Below are 21,253 nucleotides of genomic sequence, written 5' to 3' on the forward strand. Positions count from 1 at the left end.
TTAAAACAACACTAAAAATATTACTTGAAACTATTCTATCTATTTTTAATTATTTGCTTCGCCAGACACAATATGTCTGCACAAAAAAATGACGCAAGAATCCAACTAGAAGTAACAAGTAATATTCAATCAGAATCTACCATTCTAGATGACACATATTATAGGACGACATTTGAAGATAGACAGTCCGCATTAGACGAACTGAAAAACCTAAACACACAACTTCAAAATTTAGGATACCTAGACAGCAGCTACGATCTAACTACACAAAGCGACACCTTATACATTGCTACTTTCCTTCTAGAAAAACCATATCCATACATAACTTTAAAAATCAAAAAACACGAAAACCTCGAGAGTTATATAAAACAGACAGGATATAAAATTAAAAATGACAGTATAACTATAGAGACCGCTTTCGCGAAAGCGTACTTAAAGAAACTAAGCTCCATTGCTTCAAACAACGGAAATCCTTTTGCAACGTTTCAAATAACCAACATCACAAAAACAACACAACACAATCTCATAGGATCACTTAAATCTTCTTTTGAAAAAAACAGGACAATTGATAGAATTGAAATAGAAGGTTACACGAATATCCCGAAAAGCTTTCTCAGACATAGTGTCAAATTAAAAGAGGGCGAAATATTTAACCGCGATAAACTCGATAATCAAAGTAAAGACCTCTCCTACCTCCCTTTTGTAAATCAAATAAAAAATCCGCAAGTACTTTTTAATCCGGACAGCACAACAGTCTACCTATACTTAGAACGTAAGAATGCTAATAAATTTGATGGCTTTCTAGGCTTTGCAAATGAGGAAGACAATTCTTTTCGCTTAAATGGTTATCTCGACTTACTCCTTACCAACAACTTTAACTATGGAGAAACATTCATTTTAAATTACAAAGCAGATGGCGGCGATCAATCGCAGCTCCATTTAAAAACCAAGCTACCCTACCTTTTCAAAAGTCCGCTAGGAATTGAAGCATCTCTCAACCTATTTAGAAAAGACAGCACATTTTCCACAACACAGCAGTCATTGGATTTAGTCTATCAACTAAATCAAAAAAACCACCTTACTCTAGGGTACGAATCTGAACAATCAGAAAATCTTAATGACAATACAACTACTCAACTTATAAATCTTGAAGACTTCACCTCTAAAAGACTAACAACATCATTTACACATCAAAATTTATCCACTAATTTATTTTTTCCTACAAAAAGACGTTTGCACTTTAGAGCTACTTTTGGAAATAGAGAAATCACAGAAAGCTTAGACAAACAAATATCCCTTACTGCTATACTAGAAAATGAATTTACCTTAAGCGATAAACACTCCATATTTGCAAAAAGCACCACACAATATTTAATCTCTAACAATTTCTTAACAAACGAGCTTTATCGTTTTGGGGGAATTTTAACTCTTAGAGGATTTGAAGAAAACAGTCTTTTAGCAAACCTTTACAACACCCTTAACACAGAATATAGATACAAATTAAATGAAGGGATCTACATCAACTCAATTTTAGATCTTGGATACCTTGAAAACAATATAGAGAAGACAAAACGAAAACTCTACAGTTTTGGCTTAGGCACTGGCATTCAGACGAAAACGGGAATACTAAAATTAAATATTGCAAATGGTCTATTTGATAATCAAGAGTTTAGGTTTTCAGACACTAAACTCCATATAATTCTTGAAGTAAATTTCTAAGAAACGAGAAAAAACTGATTGACATGTATGCAATAGATAATTCTAATCAAAAGTTATTAGGTTAAAATTTTACCTTCAATTTCACAAACCTAAGTTAACAATAAGTTAAAGTTAAATTATCTTAATTTTTTTAACAAAAAAGTTTGTGATTCAAATAATCTTATTACAGATTTTTGCTTTAAATAAACAAATTTTTTTATGAAAACACTTTTACAAAAAGTACTTGTTCTTTGTACTATTTTAAGTGCCTCCGCCCTGTTTGCACAGGGTCGTATCATTACGGGTACGGTAACTGAGGCTAATGGACCACTTCCAGGTGCGACAGTGGTAATTAAAGGTACCTCTACAGGTACTCAAACAGATTTTGATGGAAACTTTTCTATTGAAGCAGCATCAAGTGATGTTCTTTCTTTTAGTTACGTTGGTTTCAAAACTTTAGACATCCAAGTTGGTAATCAAAACTCAATCAATGCCACTCTTGAAGCTGACAACTCACTAGCAGAAGTTGTTATTACAGGTTATGGAAGTCGCTCAAGAGATTTATCTACAGCAGCTACAACAACCGTAAGTGCTGGCTCTATTGAAGATTTTGTGCCATCTACGAGTGTAGATAACATTCTTCAAGGTAAAGCTGCCGGAGTACAGGTAACTGCTGCAAATGGACAACCAGGTCAAACTGCATTTGTACAGATTCGTGGAGTAGGTTCGATTAATGCTGCAACAACACCATTATATGTAATTGATGGAGCCCCTATTGAGGCTGCGTTTGTTAACAACATCAACCCTAACGATATCGAGACCCTAACTATACTTAAAGATGCTGCTACAGTATCTAAATATGGTTCAAGAGGAGCAAACGGAGTTATCTTAATTACTACAAAAAGAGGTAGAAGTAAAGACGCTAAGTTTGTATTTAGATCTTCTATAGGAACTAGCGAGAGAATTGCAGATCCATTTGATTTAATGAATGCATCTCAAAAATTAGAACTTGAGAGACAATATGCTGCACTAGGTGTACCTCAGGCTCAAGGACTTCCAGGAGCAACATCATCACCTGAAGAATTAGCTAGATTAATTGGAAATGACACCAATTGGGAAGACGCACTTTTGAGAAAAGGTTACATTCAATCTAACTCTCTTGCTATATCAGGAGCTGATGAGAAAATCAACTACTTCTTGTCTCTTGGATATGACAAAAACACAGGTATTATTGATCGTATTGATGGTTTTGAAAGAATCTCAGCCCGTTTAAATACAACTTATGAAGCTAGAGATTGGCTTACAGTGGGAACTAATATTTCTGCGTCTAGAAGTACTACAGATTTACCAAGGGACCGTAACAACGTTCAAAATCCTTTCAGATTTTTATACGACGCAAATCCTTATGAAACTCTATTCTTAAGAGATGGAAACAATGAAATAGTTACAAACGCAGATGGTGAACCTCAATTCAACCCTACGACTTCAGGATTCCCAGTTGCACAGGCACTACAAACTGAACCTGAAACTAACACAAACTTCTTGCTTGTTGCTAATATTTTTGCAGACCTAAAGTTTTCTGATAAATTTTCAAACAGATTTGCAGTAGGTACAACTACTAACAGAGGTAGAACAGTAGCTAGATCTATTGCTGGTGGAACGCTAGACCCTATTGTAGGTGATTCAAACTTCCCTGGTACTCAAAGAGAGTCACTTAATGTAGATTTCCAATATAACGTAAGTAACGTATTTGGATATAAAGATACATTTGGAGAGAAGCACAATATTAGTGCTGATGTACTTTTAGAATACAATGAAAGAATCTTTACTCGTACTAACGTATCAGGTAGAGGATTCCCTACAGCAGATATTCCTTTCTTAGATGTAGCCGCTGATTTTAGTGATGGTGGGTCGACTGAGGTTCGTAACAGTTTATTCTCACAAGGACTATTTGTTGATTATGATTATGACGGTAAATACCTTGTATCTGCATCGGTAAGAAACGATGCGTCATCTCGTTTTGGTCCTGAAAATCAAAATGCGATTTTCTACAGTGGAAGTGCTGCTTGGAATATTGCTAGAGAAGATTTTATGGAAGGAAGTATTTTTAACGACCTTAAACTAAGAGCTTCTTATGGTAGTTCAGGTAATCAAAACATAGGTAACAACCAATTTGTTAACCTTATCGGTTTTGGAACATACAATGGAAATAGCTCTGCAGTACCAGGTGGTATAGCAAATCCAGATATTAAGTGGGAACAACAATTTCTTGCTGATATCGGAGTTGAATTTGGTCTATTTAACAACCGCATTAGTGGTGTTGTAGATTACTACGTAAAGACTTCTGAAGACCTTCTTCTAAATAGACCTATTTCAGGACTTGTAGGTGATGGAAACAATGGAATTTTATCTAACATTGGTAAAATTGAAAACTCTGGATTAGAAGTTGCATTAAACTTTGACGCCATCAAAACAGAAGACTGGAGAGTATCATTAGGAGGAAACATTGCCTTCCTTGACAATGAAGTTAAAGAACTCGTAGATGGTGAAGACATCAATAATGGAAATACAATTTTACGTGTAGGTGAAGAAATCAATACTTTCTTTTTAGTTGAATATGCTGGAGTTAATCCCGCAAATGGTGAACCACTTTACCTTACAGCAGATGGAGATGTAACAAATCAATACAGTGCTGACTTTGCTAAGACTCTAGAAGGTAAATCTCCACTTGCAAACATAGAAGGAGGTTTTTACGGAAATGTACGTTACAAAGGCTTTGGTCTTCGCGGTGATTTTGTTTTCAAAGCTGGAAACTACATCCAAAACTTCCAAAGATCTGCAGGTGTCCAAATCGGTAATATCGATTCAAACCAAAGAGTTGAAGCATTCAATTACTGGCAACAACCAGGAGATCAAAATGTTCTTCCTAACCCATTATTTGAAGCAACAGCTGACCAAACCTCTACTAGATTCTTAGAGAAAGGTGATTATGTAAGACTAAGAACATTAACTCTTTCTTACGACATCCCTAGTCAACTACTAGACAGAACAGGTCTTTCTTCAGTAAGAATTTATGGTACTGGACAAAACTTACTAACGTTTACTGACTATGAAGGAGATCCAGAAATCGGTATTGGTTCTGCTGAAAATAGCGGCCCTGGCGATGCTGGATTTGTACCTGGACAATTTTCTTTATTCAGTTACCCACAAACTAAGTCACTTACATTTGGTGTTGACATCGGATTTTAAAATAAAATAAAATATGAAAACAATAAAAACTTTAATTACGATTTTCATCATGACCCTAGGACTTACGTCTTGTGATGATGAATTGGAGATAGCACCCTTTACACAAGGAGATGCTGATACTTTTTACAACAGTGTAAATAATTTTGAAATTGCTCTTAATGGAATGTATAGTTCATTCTTTGGCTACTATTCAAATGGATCTGGAGTTCAAGGACTTCCGGACATTCTTTCGGATAACGCAATTATAGCTAGAACTGGAAGAGGATCAAATCAAGTTTTTTCTGACTTCACTTATGGAGCAAATAATGGTGGATATATCACTAATGTATTCAATGGAGCTTATACTACAATTCGTAGAGCGAACTTGATGATATCTCAAATTGATAATATTGATGGTGAAGCTGAAAGAGATAATATTCTTGGACAAGCCCTTGCAGGTAGAGCATTTGCTCACCTAGATCTAGTGCGTACTTATGGGAAAATACCTACACAAAGCGCAGATGCAAACGCATCGCTTGGAATTACATACATAAAAGAACCTATTGATGCGTTAAGTCAATTATCTAGAGAAACAGTAGCTAGTAATTATGAAAATATAATTACTGATCTTACTGATGCACTAGCACTTATTGATGAGACGACTCTTGCTAATGGAGATAAAACAGAGGGAGTTTTCAATAAGAATTCCGTAAGAGGTATGCTAAGTAGAGTATATTTATACACTGGAGACTACGATGCTGTAATTGACATTGTAGACGAAATAACAGCTCCTCTAGCTACTAGAACTGAAATACCAGGTGTTTACACAGACTCAAATGATGCAGGTTTACTTGTAGAATTTGCTGTAAACACAGCTTCTGAAAGTAATTTTAATAACGTTGGTGTAATTTACAGTCAAACGATTAGTGGTTCTACAGTTTCAGAATTTGCTGTTGATTTTGGACTATTTAATTCTTTACAATTTTCGGATGTTCGTACGAATATTATAACATTTGCAGCTGAAAATGAAGGGAATAATTACAACGCAATAAATAAGTTTATTGGAGAAACTGATCAAGTAAACGGTCGTGTTGATATTAAAGCTTTAAGAGTAGCAGAAGCTATTTTAAACAAAGCTGAAGCTCAATTTGAGTTAGGTCTAGAAGGTGATGCTTTAATAACTTTAGATTTACTAAGAGCACAAAGATTCTCTCCTTTCACAATTGGAACAGAAACTGGACAAGATCTTGAGGATGCTATTCAATTAAATCGTCGTATCGAACTTGCATTTGAAGGTCACCGTTTTTATGATCTAAAAAGACGTGGTGAAGCTATCGTAAGAGGTACTTTTGGAGACTTAGCAAATGGGACAGGAACACCAAACACAACACAAACTTTAGAAGCTGGTAACTTTAGATTCCAACTTCCTATTCCTCAAGCTGAGATCAATGTTAATCCAAATTACACTCAAAACGAGGGTTACTAATCTTAAAACATATTTATATTATGAATAAATTAAAATATATCGCAGCTAGTTTACTAGTAGGATTTATGACTCTTACTTCATGTGAGGATGCAGAAATCCCTCAAGTAGATGCTGAAAATGGCAGAGCTATAGCTGGTTTCAATGGAGCTACTACAACTCGTACAGTTGTATTTAATCCTGAAGCAGAAACAACTACTACATTTACAGTTGGAGTTTCAACAATATCTTCGTCAGACAGAACAGCGCAATTGTCTATTGATACAGATGCAACAACTTTAGCACAAGAGCTATATAGCGTTAGCACATTAAGTCCTGTTATTCCTGCTGGCCAATTTACTGTGGATTTCACAGTAACTACACTAGGATCACCAAACTTACCTGCTATTACTGATGTTATTGTATTGAATCTTGATTCTGTAGAAGGAGCTGAGATTCTAACTGAAAGTGAGGATCGTTTAACTTTAGGATTAGCAATAGAATGTCCTTCTGTTGATCTTTCTCAAGTAGTAGGATCTGCTGTAACATTAGAAAATCCTTTACTTGAGGCTTTTGGCGTTCCAGCAACCTTTTCAGATCTTAGAACTGTAATAGCTGGACCAGAAGATAACCAGATTACAATTCTTGGAGGAATTTCATCAGATGTTGGTGGTACTGACACAATTCTTACTATTGATCTTGATACTGGATTTGTTATATCTGACCAATCAAGTGATGGCGGGGTTTCTTTCGTAAACGGAAGTACGCCAATACCTACCACTAAAATTTCAGGAAGAGTTCTAACATGTATTAATCAAATTATTATAAATATTGATAATGTGAACTTTGGTCCACCATTTAATTCCTTGAGATTAAAATTACAGGTTCAACCGTAATTTTCTTATTACAAGACCGCTTAATCTAGATTAAGGGTTGAAAATTAAAAGGCTATCTAATTCTTTAGATAGCCTTTTTTTATTTGTTGCAAATCGCTTTCGCGAAAGCGAAACAATGATCACTCAATTATAAACACAAAATATAAATTTAGAAATACCTCTACCTATAAATTATAATCATTTTGAGAGCATTAAATCATTCGAATTCTAAATCCTTATTACTCTAAACAGAACACAATTACTGCTCTCAATATCATGAAAATATAAAGCTATATGTTAAACAAAACTTATCATCAAATAGCTTAATGTTAAATTTTAAGAACTTTAATCACTCATTAAGAACTATTTAACACCTCTAATTGTTAAACAAATTTCATTAATATATCATTTTTGTTAAGACATTCCCAATTTCGTTAAAAGAGTATTAATTAGATTTCTTTATGACTTTATTTGGAATGGCTAATTCAAATAATTTATAAAAATGAAAACAAAGTTTAGTGGAATTTTAACGCTACTACTAGCGTTTGTAGTGCAAGTTTCGTTTGCACAATTAACAGTGACTGGAACGGTGAAAGACGACACCGGCGTACCACTTCCAGGAGCTAATGTCCTTTTAAAAGGAACAAATACAGGTACACAAACAGATTTTGACGGTAATTACTCCATAGAAGCAGAGCAAGGACAATCTCTTGTCTTTACTTATGTAGGTTTTACTGACCAAACTATATTGGTAGGCACTTCTTCTACTATTAATGTAACCTTAGCTGCTGGAGATGCTCTTGACGAGGTTGTGATTACTGCCTTAGGTATTTCTCGAGAGAAGAAATCCCTAGGTTACTCAACTCAAGAAGTTTCTGGTGAAGAAATTGCCGAGACTAGGAACCCAAATGCACTCAACTCGATTTCTGGTAAAGTAGCGGGTGTGCAAATTTCTAATGCTACCGGTAACCTTGGAGGCTCAACACGAGTTGTAATTCGTGGTGCATCGTCAATCACAGGTGAAAACAGACCTCTTATTGTTGTAGATGGTATTCCGTTGGACAACACTAACTACAACTCTACTTCAACCCAGTCTGGTGGTGGTGGTAGAGATTATGGTGATGCTGGTTTTGATATTAATCCGGATGACATTGCAACTATGAATGTTTTAAAAGGAGGACCTGCGGCAGCACTTTATGGATCTAGAGCCTTAAACGGTGTAATACTTATTACTACTAAATCTGGAAAAAAAGGAAGAGCTGAAGTTACAATAAACTCTGGTATTACATTTGAAACTGTAAACATCCTTCCTAAAATCCAAAAATTATACGGAGGTGGTGCTGGAGATGCTAGTACTATTGGTCAAGCTGGGTTCAATCAAGCGACTATAAACGGAACTACGTATGACGTGGTAGATTATGGTACTGATGAGTCATGGGGACCAAGATTTGAAGGACAACAAGTACTACACTGGGATGCTTTTGACCCTGAGTTTGAAGATGATTTTCTTCAGACTCGCGCATGGTCTGCACCTAAAAACAATGTTGATTCTTTTTGGGATACTGGTGTTTCTTATAACAATGGAGTATCATTCTCACAAGGAACAGATAAATCAACAATGCGTTTGAGTGCTAACAATACTAGAACTGATGGAATCGTTCCAAATTCAAACTTGAGAAAAAACTCTATTAACTTTAATGCAACTAGTCAGATATCTGATAAATTAAAAGTTGAAGCAATTGTAAATCTTACTATTACTGAAGGTTTTAACAGACCTGCTTCCGGTTATACTGGTGCGGGTGTTGTACAGCAGTTATATCAATTTGGACAGACTTCTCTTGACTACGGTCGCCTAAGAGATTACAAACTAGCTGATGGATCACAAAGACCATGGAATAGAATTTCTGCTACAAATGGAAATCCAAGATATTCAGACAACCCTTATTGGACCTTGTATGAAAATACTGCAAATGACAAACGTACTCGCTATTACGGAAATGTAGGAGCCACATATAATTTCACTGATGATTTATATGTTGTAGGAAAGGTATATGCAGACACGTATGATTTTAGAATTAATGAAAGAGTTGCTGTTGGTTCACAAGGTATAGCAAGTTACTCTGAGTCAGATCGTGACTTTGAAGAGATAAACTATGAAACTCGCGTACACTTTGACAAAAAATTCTTAGACAACAAAATAAGCCTCAACTCTTTTGTAGGGGTTAACAGAAGAGATACAGAGCGTCATACGCTTTCTGCAGCAACTTCTGGAGGTCTTGTTGTTCCAGGACTTTACAATATAAGTAATTCTACAGATCCAGCTCAAGTTTCTGAATTTGACTCAAGAAAACGTGTAAATAGTGTTTTTGGATCTGTTTCTTTAGGGTATGATAATTTTGCTTATTTAACATTCACAGGAAGAAACGACTGGTCATCATCATTAGCAGAAGATAACCTATCATTCTTTTATCCAAGTATCAACGGTAGTTTTGTGTTTTCAGAATTCATAGAAGCAGATTGGCTTTCTTTTGGTAAGATTCGTGGAGGTTATGCAGAGGTAGGAAGTGATTCAGAGCCTTATCAATTAATAACGCCCTTTTTTCCATCTATCCCATTTTTAGGCGATGTACCTTTCAGCACTTCCAATACTAGCCAAAATCCAAATCTTGAACCAGAATTTAAAAACAGTTACGAGGTTGGTTTAGAGATGGCATTTTTACAAAATCGTATTAGTTTTGATTTTACTTATTATAACGAAGAAACTACAAATCTCATAACACCAGTACAAGTAGATCCAGCAAGCGGATATCCAGCGACATTCACCAATGGAGGAAACTTACGTAATAGAGGTATTGAAGCGTTAGTTAACGCGACAATCATTCAAACTGAAAACTTTTCTTGGGACACAACATTTAACTTCTCAAAAAACAACAGTGAACTTATCGAACTACTACCTGGTATTGAATCATTACAAATCGCCAGTTTCCCGTTTAACTCTGTTACATTGAACGCTGTTGTGGGTGAACCTTATGGAGTTATTAGAGGGACAAACTTTGTTTTTGATGATCAAGGAAATAAAGTAGTTAATTCTAACGGAAGTTTTGCTGAAACTAGAGATCAAGAAAACTTAGGGTCTATATTACCAGACTTTAATTTAGGTATTAGAAATACGTTCCGTTATAAAAATCTAAGCCTAGGATTTCTAATTGATATCCAAGAGGGAGGAAAATACAGATCTCTTACAAATATTTGGGGTAATTACTCTGGTATTCTTGAACAAACAGCTACAGATAACAAACGTGAAGTGGGAACTGTTTTAGAAGGAGTTACGGGAACAGTAACCTATGATGAAAATGGAAATTATAGTGTTACAGACACTGTGGAAAACACACAAGTAATATCTGCTCAACAAGAGGGTACTGATTACTTTTTTGGACCAGATGCAGCAAATGTATTTGATGCAGATTATATTAAACTAAGAGAAGTATCTCTAAGCTATAGACTACCTACTGATTGGATTAAAAATCTTGGTGTATCTGATGTCATGCTTTCAGCTTTTGGCAGAAACTTAGGTGTTTGGGGTCTAGATAACGACAACTTTGATCCAGAAGTAGCTACTTCAGGAAGTGGAAATATTCAAGGCTCTGAAGGAGGATCACTTCCATCAACAAAGAGCTACGGTTTTAACGTACAATTAAAATTTTAAGAAAATGAAAACTAAATTTTATATAATTATGATGCTAGTCATCGCTGGAGCATTTACCTCATGCACCGATGACTTAGTTGATCTAAATATCAACCCAAATCAACCTGAAGTGGTTCCTACTGCAAATATTTTTGCAAGTGCAACAAAAGATTTTACTGATTTCTCAAGAAGTGGATTTAATGAAGGTCGTCTTACATTGCCTTGGATGCAATATTGGGGTCAAACTGCTTATGCTGATGAAGATAGATTCCTTTATCGCGAATCTACTGCAGAATCACTATACACCAATACGTATTTGACGATGACAGACTTCAAGGCAATATTAGATTTAAATACTAATGAAGACACTAGAGAAACTGCAGCGGCGTCGGGAAATAATGACAATCAAATTGCTGCTTCACGTATCATGTTAGCTTATATGTTCTATGATTTGACAAATTTCTTTGGAGATGTACCTTATTACTCATACGGATCTGATAATGAAACTTTCCAAGCCGGGCAATTAAACGATGGAGTCCTATCGCCAGTATTTGCTGCACAAGAGGACATTTACACAGATATCCTTAAAGAACTTAGAGAATCTGCAGATATGATCAACGAAGGTGAAATTGTATTTAACAGTGGAGATAATATATTCAATGGTGATGCAACAAAATGGAAAAAGTTTGCGAACTCACTTATCTTAAGAGTTGCTACAACTATCAAAGGTGTTGACGCTGGTGCATACCAAACAGCTTTTGACGCAGCGATTGCTAGTGGAGTAATGACATCAAATGATGACAATGCTTCACAAGCTTATGATACTGCAGATGCAAATTCATCTCCATTATGGGGAGCATTTCTTACGAGAACTGACTTTGCAGTAGCTGCTCCTTTTATAGAACTACTTAAAGGTGAAAGAGGTAACTTTGATCAAGATCCAAGATTATTTCAAATGGCCGTGCCAATTTCTGTTGACATTGAAGACGTAAAATCTGGAACTGCTGCAGTAACTATGGACTATGACGACTATTTAGGAGTACCTTATGCATTCAGAAATACTAATTTCTTAGATAGAACTACTTATTCATATCCAAGTAGCAATGTAATTAAGCCAGATTATCGTGAAATGCTAATGGAATATGCAGAGGTACAGTTCTTAATATCTGAAAGAAATGGTTTCGCGCAAGCAAACTATGAGAATGGAGTTACAGCAAGTATGGAAAAGTGGGGAGTTCCTGCGGCAGACATCGCTACTTTTGTAGGTAACTTACCAGCGGCTAATCAAGCCAACGTATTAAATCAAAAATATATTGCTTTATATATGCAAGGACATCAAGCTTACACTGAATATAGAAGAACAGGTTTTCCTGATATTCTAGTTCAAGTAGACGAAACTGTTGCATTAGCTCAAGAACAGATTGATGGACTTGCTCCAGAAAACAGAGTTGAAAGTTATGTTTTTGAAGCCGGACCTGTTGACCCTTCAGTATCTGACTTACCTTTTAGACTGAGATACCCACAAGTATTACAAACTCTAAACGGAGCAAACAGAGATGCGGCAGCAGCTAACTTATCGAATGGTGATTTAATAATCAGTAAACTATTTTGGGACGTTAACTAAACTTTCCAAATTAATATCTTAAAAGCCACTCATAATATGAGTGGCTTTTTTTATTTAAAGTTAATAAGAATGTAAACACTATCTTAAAAAAGAGTTAGCCCTCTTAAATTTGTTAATAAAACAAGAATCCCATATTAATTTTACAATTTCATTAACAATTCAAAATTACAACCCAAACCTTTTGTTTACAGCTATTTACATCAAAAAAAGCTTAGTAACAAACCCAAAATCACGTTTATAACATCAATAAATATCCACATTCCGTTAAAGAAATATTAATTTTTATATATAAAATGTTATTTTAGCCACGGCTAATTCAAATAATTTATAAAAATGAAAACAAAGTTTAGTGGAATTTTAACGCTATTACTAGCGTTTGTAGTGCAAGTTTCCTTTGCACAGACAACAGTTTCCGGAACTGTTACCGAAGAAAATGGTCCTTTGCCTGGTGCAAATGTCATTATTAAGGGAACATCAACCGGAACCCAAACAGATTTTGATGGTAACTACTCAATTCAAGCAAGTGCAACAGATGTACTTGTTTTTAGTTTTGTAGGCTTCACTACAAAAGAAGTCACAGTAGGTGGTCAAACAACGATCAACGTAGGTTTGGCTGCAGACAATGCACTTGAAGAAGTGATTGTAACTGCACAAGGTATTAAAAGAGAAAAGAAAGCTCTTGGTTATGCCGTAAGTGAGATTGCATCTGAAGCGATTCAAGAAAATCCAGCATCTGATGTTGCTCGTGTACTTTCAGGAAAAGCTTCTGGAGTGCAAATTACTTCTCAAAGTGGAATTGCAGGATCTGCGACCAATGTTATTATACGTGGTCTATCTTCTTTTAGTCAAAGTAATCAAGCTTTATTTATCGTAGATGGAGTTCCTTTTGATAGTTCAACTAACTCAAATGGTGGTTTTGCTGATGGAAACAATGGTTCTTCAAGATTTTTAGATCTTGATCCAAATAATATTGAAAGCGTGAACGTTCTTAAAGGACTTGCCGCTTCTACATTGTATGGTTCTGCGGGTCGTAATGGTGTGATACTAATTACAACTAAAGGTGGATCTACATCTTCTTCAAAAAATCAAAAATCTTCGATTAATGTAACGCAATCTGTATTTTTTACAGAGATAGCATCTTTACCAGATTATCAAAATGAATATGGTGGTGGTTTTGATCAGGCATTTGGATGGTTCTTCTCAAACTGGGGGCCTTCTTTTTCTCCAAATGGTCCAGCAGGATACTTAAATGATCCTTCTGGAAGTATAGATGAAAATGGAACAGTAGCACACCCTTACTCTACAGCTGCTTTTGCTGCAGACTTTCCTGAATTTGAAGGTGCTCGTTATGAGTTTAGACCATATGATTCTGTTGAAAGATTTTTTAGAACTGGTGTCAACTCTACAACGAGTATTAATGCTAAAGGTGGTAATGGTGATGTAAACTATAACATGAACTATGGTCGTACAGAAGAAACTGGTTTTACACCTGGTAACAAACTTTCTCGTAATGCTATAAGTTTAGGAGGTAATGCAAAACTAAGTAACAATTTTAGAATTGCTGGAACTCTTAACTGGACAAGAACTAACTTCAAAACACCACCTGTTGCTGCATCAGGAGGATCAGGAGCGCTAGGTGATGGTTCATCTATTTTTGGAGATGTATTTTATACGCCAAGAAACGTAGATATTCAAGGACTACCATTTGAGGACCCTGTAACTGGAGCTTCAAGATACTACAGACAAAACAACTCAATACAACATCCACTATGGACTGTACAGAATGCTGTTTTCTCTCAAGAGACTAACCGTGCTTTTGGATCTGCAAATGTATTTTATGATCTATCAGATGATTTAGTGTTAAACTATCGTTTTGGACTTGATACTTATTCTGAAAATAATGTCAACTCTCAAAACAAAGGAGGAGTTGGCGGAAGTACAGCTGTTCAAAATGGTATTTACCAGACTTGGAACAACACTAATAACATTTATGATAACTTCTTAAGTTTATCAGGAAACTATGATCTGACTGATGACATTGGTTTTTCTTTCAACGTAGGTGGAACTTCTAAATTTGAGGAATTTATTCAAAATGGAATATCTAGTTCAGGACAGAATGTTTTTGGCGTGCTTGCACACTTTAACTTCAACACTTATAACCCTATTGAATTTTATCGTCAAAGAAATATTGTTGGTGTATTTGCACAAACTTCATTTGACTACAAGAATTTATTATTTGTAGAACTTGCTGCACGTACTGACTGGGTTTCTAACTTAGACGTTTCAAATAGAAATATCACTTATCCATCTGCTAGTCTTTCTTTTATCCCTACACAAGCTTTCCCTGGTCTTAAAGGTGAAAACGGAAAAGGTTTAAATTATTTAAAACTTAGAGCTGGTTACGGTACATCTGCTGGATTTGCAACAAACTATCCGGTTGCTCAAACATTAGTTTTAGATACACAGGCTTTCCAAAATTCTGATGGAGAGAATGTAGTAAGTAATACTACTTCTACGACATTAGGAAATCCAAATTTAAAGCCTGAGCGTGTAGATGAAATAGAAATTGGTCTTGAGACCAAATTTTTTGATAACCGAGTTACTCTAGACGTTTCTGCTTACACAAGAAGCACAGTGGATTTGATAGTTAACCAACCTCTAGATCCTGCAAGTGGATTTACAAATACTTCAACAAACATTGGAGAGATTCAAACCAAAGGTATTGAAGCTGACTTAGGAGTTAATATTTTTCGTGCAGCAGATGAAAATGGCTTTAGCTGGAACTCTAGCGTGAACTTTACAACAAATACAAGTGAAGTTAAGGACTTAGGAAACACGGATACTGAAGAAATTGTATTTGCAGGTTTTAGTAACCGTGGAAATGCAGCACGTGTAGGTGAAGTATTAGGAGTTATGGTAGGTAGTACAATTGCAAGAGATGATGCAGGAAACTTTATCGTTGGTAGTGATGGTAGTTATATTGAAAATACTGAGAACAGTATTATTGGTAACCCTCTTCCTGACTTCACAACTAACTTCATAAACTCATTTAGTTATAAAAACTTCACACTAGGAATACAAGTAAACTGGACTCAAGGTGGTGATATATATACAGAGACGATAGCGGCTCTTTTAGGTCGTGGATTAACAACAGATATTGGAGATCGTGAAAACACGTATATCCTTCCTGGCGTAAGAGAAGATGGAACAACAAATACTATCCAGATCAATAACTCTGATTACTATTTCTCAAATTTATTTGCTGCTCCTGATGAGACAAAAGTTTATGATGCTACTGTAGTAAGATTACAAGAACTTTCTTTTGGTTATTCTCTACCTCAGAAATTTTTGGAAAAGACTCCTTTCGGAAGTATAAGTATAACTGCAAGAGGTAACAACTTATGGTATAACGCACCTAATGTTCCTAAAGGAACTAATTTTGACCCGAATGTTGCTGGACTTGGTGTTGGTAACGGATCAGGATTTGATTACTTAAATGGTCCAAGTGCTAAACAGTACGGTATCAGTGTAAATGCTTCTTTCTAAAAAAAATATTATGAAAAAAAACACAATTAAATATAACATCTTCTTCATGTTATTGGCATTGGTAGGTTTTACATCATGTGAAACTATCGAGCTTGACCTAACAGAAGATCCTTTATCAGTTGGGCCAGACTCAGCAGACCCACAATTACTATTGAATCAAATTCAGATTGATTTTGCATTTTTCGCAGAAACAAGTGGAGATTTAGGTTCTCAAGTAACGCGTATAGATCATCTATTTGGTCGTCAATACTTAGCCGCTTACGGACCAACATCTTTTGACCGTCTTTGGAGTAGAGCGTATCGCGACATACTTGCTGACATTCGTATTATGAATCCTCTGGCTGAAGAAGCAGGACTTTCTAAGAATGTTGGAATAGGGCAATTTATAGAAGCTTATACAATTGTTACTCTTGTTGATTTATTTGGTGATGTACCATATTCAGAAGCTATTGATGCAACTAATATTAATCCTGTGGCAGATGATGATGCAGAATTATATGATAGAGCAATTGTTTTATTAGATAATGCTATTGCAAACTTTAATACAGCTGGTCCTGATCCTGATACTGATTTTTATTACAATAACAATTTTGATAACTGGATTAAGGCTGCTAATACGTTGAAAATGAAAATCTACTTATCAAGTAGATTAGTAAATACTGATGCTGCCGCTGCATTCAACGCTATAGTATCTTCTGGAGACTTTATTAGCGACAATTCTGAGGATTTACAATTTTCTTTTGGATCAAACGAAGTATCTCCTGACACACGTCACCCAGATTATGCAGCTCAATACACTGGACAAGGTGGAGGAGCTTACCAATCGAACTGGTTAATGAACCAGATGAACTCTTCTAATGACACGAGAATAAGATATTACTTTTACCGTCAAAATGCTATGACACCTGGAGCTGATGGAGAAGATCCTTCTCTTGAAACTTTGGCATGTTCTGCTACTCTAGCACCACCTCACTATGATGGATTTACTTTTTGTTATTTATCTGACGGATACTGGGGAAGAGATTCAGGAGACGATGGAGGTATTCCTCCAGATGGATTACTAAGAACAGCATACGGAGTTTATCCTACTGGTGGTCAATTTGACGACGACACTTTTGGAAATATCGCTCAAGGTTCTGGTGGTGGTGGAGCTGGAATACAGCCTATTTTACTTGCATCTTCTGTTGATTTTTATAGAGCTGAATTTGCACTTATAGGTGGACAGTTACCAGAAGCTAGTAACTTCGTTAGAAGTGGTATCACAAAATCCATTGCAAAAGTTCAAGCATTTGGAGATTTAGACACCAATGCAAACCTTGCATCTTTTGCTCCAAGCGCTAGTGACAATGCATTATTCATAAACGACATTGTTGCCTCTTTTGATGCAAATAACACTGAAGGACGTTTCAACATTTTAGGTGAGCAATTTTTTGTTTCATTATTTGGAAATGGAATGGATGCATACAACTTTTACCGTCGTACTGGATTCCCTAGTACTCTTCAACCAAACATTGAAGCAAATCCAGGAGCATTCATACGTTCTATGTTGTACCCACAAAGTTATGCAGCTACAAATTCTAACGCACAACAGAAACCTGATCAAACGGTACAGGTATTTTGGGACACGAATCCTGCTTCAGGCTTCCCATTATCTAATTAAATAAAAACTTACAATGAAAAAAATAAATAGAATATTTCAAGCGTCATTGATAGGCTTGTTACTTTTCTCCTGTTCTGCAGACGATATTGTAACCGATCAAATTCAAGCCGATGTAACAAACGGAGCTTTCGCAAGAATTATTGAAGAGTTTGGAGTAGCATCAAACGCCACTTCTACTTCAATCACATTTGATAAGGATGGAACTGCAAATCCTTTTACACTTTCTAGTACCGATGAAGCTATTGGAACTGTTGAATCTGAAGTTTTTTCTGTAGGATTAGAGTTAACTGATAACCAAGAAGGAGCTTTAATAGAATCTATAGATGTATTTGTATCTTTTGAAGATCGTACTATCTTAGACGGTGAAACAGAAGATTTTTCAACTACTGAAAGTTTTGTAAAATCAATTCCTGCATCTGAGTTTACTACTACTGTAAATGGTCTTCCTTTTGCGTTAATTACTCTTAATGAGGCAGAACTATTCCCTGGAGTAGACGTAGTAACGGCAATTTCTAATGATCGCGCTGTAGTCCGCATGGCTCTTAACTTAACAGATGGTAGAACATTTAGTGTAAATGACACCAATGCTAACGTTGGAGGTCTTGGAACTTTCTACAACTCACCTTTTCAATTCTTTGTAGTTGTAGATTCATTAGTTGACATTGTATTATCTGATGCCTCACCTGCCTCTTTTAATGAGGTAAATGTAGGCGCTGGTGCTCCAAATACGGGTTATGCAGAAAATGTAGAAATCATTGATCCACTTATGCAGTTTGATTCTGTAGATGTATTTTTAAAATTAGTTGATAATAGTACATTATTACCTACAGATAATGACGTATCGTTTTCTGAAATACTATTAGAAACTGTTTCTGCCACAGACTTCACAGTTAATGCAGATGGGAACCTAGCGAGAGATTTTGCTTATGACCTTACTACTGTATTAAACGGTATTGATCTAGCGGATTTGAAAATTGGTGATACGTTTGTTATTCGATACAATGTAAATCTTGCAGATGGAAGCTCACTATCAGCTAACAATGCTCCTTTTGAATCGACAATACCTGTATTAGAATGTTCAGCTCCTCCACTAGAAGATATCACTTATTTTACGGGTGATTATCAGATGGAGCAAACTGACGGGGTTGATCCTTTCTTCCCTAACTATGGATTAGCATTTGACTCTCAAGTTATAACAGTGACAAATCCAGACGGTGATAATGGACGATTTTTCAACTTTTCATACTTCCCAACAGCATTTGGAAGTCCATATTTCATGGAATTAGATTTAATATGTGATTTTATGTTATTCACTACTGATATTGTCCCAGGAAACGGAACTTTAGGTTGTGGTGATGGATCTATTACTGCTACAGAAAATCCTGCTTTGCCTTCAACTTTTGATTTAAATGATGATAGTGTTATTATTCTTAATGTACTTGATTTTGCTAATGACGCTGGTTGTGGAACAGGATCTGCACCTGTTCAAGTTACTTTGACAAAGCTATAATTGATAGACAATTCTTTTGATTAATTTATTAATGCCGTCTACTTAACTGTAGACGGCATTTTTACTTAATAGAAATCCTATAACGCTCCATTCAACACAACAAAATAATACTCTTACAACGAAAATGACATAATTCATTTAACTTGTAATTCTCAATATATTATACTTATGTCCTCCTATTACACTCTAATTAGATTATTAAGTCCAAATAAAATGTATCGACTCAACTATGTTATCATTATAACAGCTCTTTTTGCAACTCATTATCTCACATCACAAAATACAATAGGTACAGTTTTAAATACGCCACAAGCATTTGATGGCTTAACGCTTATCACCCCAAACTCCAATGAAATTCCTAATTTCACCTATTTAATAAATAATTGTGGTGAAATAGTTAATCAATGGGAAAGTGACTTTAAAGGACAGGGCGCAGATATCATAACTACTACAGGAGATTTGTACAGAGGTGCTTTTGACGACAATTCGACCTTAAACTATGCTGGAAATAACGGACGACTTGAACGTTACAATTGGGATGGTGACTTAACTTGGAGCCTTACTTATTCTGAAGAAAACTTTAGCTTTCATCACGACTATTATGTTCTCGATAATGGCAACATTCTTTTATTAGTTGCTGAGCGTAAAGGATTAGAAGCAGCCATAGATGCAGGACGTGATCCATCTACACTTATTCAAGATGACTTATACACAGAAAAAATAATTGAAATAGAACCTATCAACGAAAACGACTTTAATATTGTTTGGGAATGGGATTTTTGGGATCATCTGATTCAAAATTTTGATTCTACTAAAAATAATTTTGGTGTAATTTCTGAACATCCCGAGAAACTTAACATCAACTTTGTGGGTTTAAGTAATAATATAGCAGATTGGATTCACCTGAACTCAATTGACTACAATAAAGATGTCGATCAGATATTAATAAGCTCTAGATTCACAAGTGAATTTTACATTATAGACCATTCTACAAATTCTACGGAGGCTAGCGGCAGTTTTGGAGGTAATTCAAACAAGGGAGGAGATTTTCTATATCGATGGGGAAATCCTCAAGCTTATAATCAAGGAAATGAAGAAAACCAACAACTCTTTGGACAACATAGCGTTCATTGGACAAACAGTACGAACGAAAATTTTGGGAAAATTCTTTTATTCAATAACGGATTAACACGAGGATATTCTAATGTAGTACTTATAGATACTCCGGACACAGATGATAATGGTAATTATCCAATAATTCCAAATGAAGCCTTTCTTCCATTAAACTTAAATATAGTATATGAAGCAAATCCAAAACAGGATTTCTTTGCACCATTCCTGTCCAGCGCATATGAACTAGAAAACGGAAATTTTTTAATAAATAATGGACCAATAGGAGAAACTTTTGAAGTAGATAGTCAGGGCCTTAAAGTTTGGAGTTATATATCCCCAATAACTGTAACCAATGGCACGTTATCTCAGGGAGATAGCCCACCAGGAATAAATGCTCGTTTTTTTAGAACTAGAAAATACATACTAGATTATGAAGGATTTGAAGGGAGAGATTTAACATCCTCAGGTTACTTAGAAAACAACCCACAGCCAGAAAACTGCGATACACTATCTACTCCTATGGTTAAAGATTCGACTAATTTGTCTAAGCTATACCCTAACCCTACCAATGGCAGCTTTGTTATAGAAAGTTTTAATGAAATCTTATCTACACAAGTATATAATTTACAAGGGAGATTAATCATTTCTTCTAATAAAAATCAACTAGATCTCACAAACTATGCGGACGGAATTTATATAGTCGTTATCAAAACGTCTAATGAAACAGAACGTATTAAATTAATAAAAAAATAATATCACATTATCTTTAATAATTATAAATTATTGATATTCAATATTTTGAATTTATTAGGCACAATTATTGATTACTTTATTCACTCATTAAAACCACTC

Annotated in this window: 10 protein-coding genes; all 10 read left to right on the forward strand. The window is 35.4% G+C overall.

Features of this window, described 5'->3' with window-relative positions; all coding sequences use genetic code 11:
• The first annotated feature begins 72 nt into the window (after positions 1 to 72).
• Positions 73 to 1,719, forward strand: a complete 1,647-nt coding sequence (locus tag DCS32_RS02710; protein WP_108876873.1) for a POTRA domain-containing protein — start codon at positions 73 to 75, stop codon at positions 1,717 to 1,719.
• A gap of 198 nt (positions 1,720 to 1,917) precedes the next feature.
• On the forward strand, positions 1,918 to 4,947 hold the full coding sequence (locus DCS32_RS02715; RefSeq protein ID WP_108876874.1) for a SusC/RagA family TonB-linked outer membrane protein: 3,030 nt from the start codon (positions 1,918 to 1,920) through the stop codon (positions 4,945 to 4,947).
• A gap of 13 nt (positions 4,948 to 4,960) precedes the next feature.
• Complete coding sequence (locus DCS32_RS02720) at positions 4,961 to 6,412, forward strand: RagB/SusD family nutrient uptake outer membrane protein (RefSeq protein ID WP_108876875.1); 1,452 nt, start codon at positions 4,961 to 4,963, stop codon at positions 6,410 to 6,412.
• A gap of 20 nt (positions 6,413 to 6,432) precedes the next feature.
• Positions 6,433 to 7,284: a DUF1735 domain-containing protein gene (locus tag DCS32_RS02725; protein ID WP_108876876.1), complete on the forward strand. Its 852-nt coding sequence runs from the start codon at positions 6,433 to 6,435 to the stop codon at positions 7,282 to 7,284.
• Positions 7,285 to 7,765: 481 nt separating this feature from the next.
• Positions 7,766 to 10,969, forward strand: coding sequence for a SusC/RagA family TonB-linked outer membrane protein (locus DCS32_RS02730; RefSeq protein WP_108876877.1), 3,204 nt, complete (start codon positions 7,766 to 7,768; stop codon positions 10,967 to 10,969).
• A 4-nt stretch (positions 10,970 to 10,973) separates the two neighbouring features.
• On the forward strand, positions 10,974 to 12,572 hold the full coding sequence (locus DCS32_RS02735) for a SusD/RagB family nutrient-binding outer membrane lipoprotein (RefSeq protein ID WP_108876878.1): 1,599 nt from the start codon (positions 10,974 to 10,976) through the stop codon (positions 12,570 to 12,572).
• A 333-nt stretch (positions 12,573 to 12,905) separates the two neighbouring features.
• Positions 12,906 to 16,118 carry a SusC/RagA family TonB-linked outer membrane protein gene (locus DCS32_RS02740; protein WP_108876879.1) on the forward strand — a complete coding sequence of 1,071 codons (3,213 nt, stop codon included), beginning with the start codon at positions 12,906 to 12,908 and terminating at the stop codon, positions 16,116 to 16,118.
• Positions 16,119 to 16,128: 10 nt separating this feature from the next.
• Entirely contained in the window at positions 16,129 to 17,778 is a 1,650-nt protein-coding gene (locus tag DCS32_RS02745; RefSeq protein ID WP_108879224.1) for a SusD/RagB family nutrient-binding outer membrane lipoprotein, read from the forward strand.
• A 13-nt stretch (positions 17,779 to 17,791) separates the two neighbouring features.
• Positions 17,792 to 19,288 (forward strand): hypothetical protein, encoded by a 1,497-nt coding sequence (locus DCS32_RS02750; RefSeq protein ID WP_108876880.1) that lies wholly within the window; start codon positions 17,792 to 17,794, stop codon positions 19,286 to 19,288.
• 213 nt (positions 19,289 to 19,501) lie between these two features.
• Positions 19,502 to 21,154 (forward strand): aryl-sulfate sulfotransferase, encoded by a 1,653-nt coding sequence (locus DCS32_RS02755; protein ID WP_162533581.1) that lies wholly within the window; start codon positions 19,502 to 19,504, stop codon positions 21,152 to 21,154.
• Positions 21,155 to 21,253 lie beyond the last annotated feature (99 nt).

The organism is Dokdonia sp. Dokd-P16, assembly GCF_003095655.1.
Taxonomy (GTDB): domain Bacteria; phylum Bacteroidota; class Bacteroidia; order Flavobacteriales; family Flavobacteriaceae; genus Dokdonia.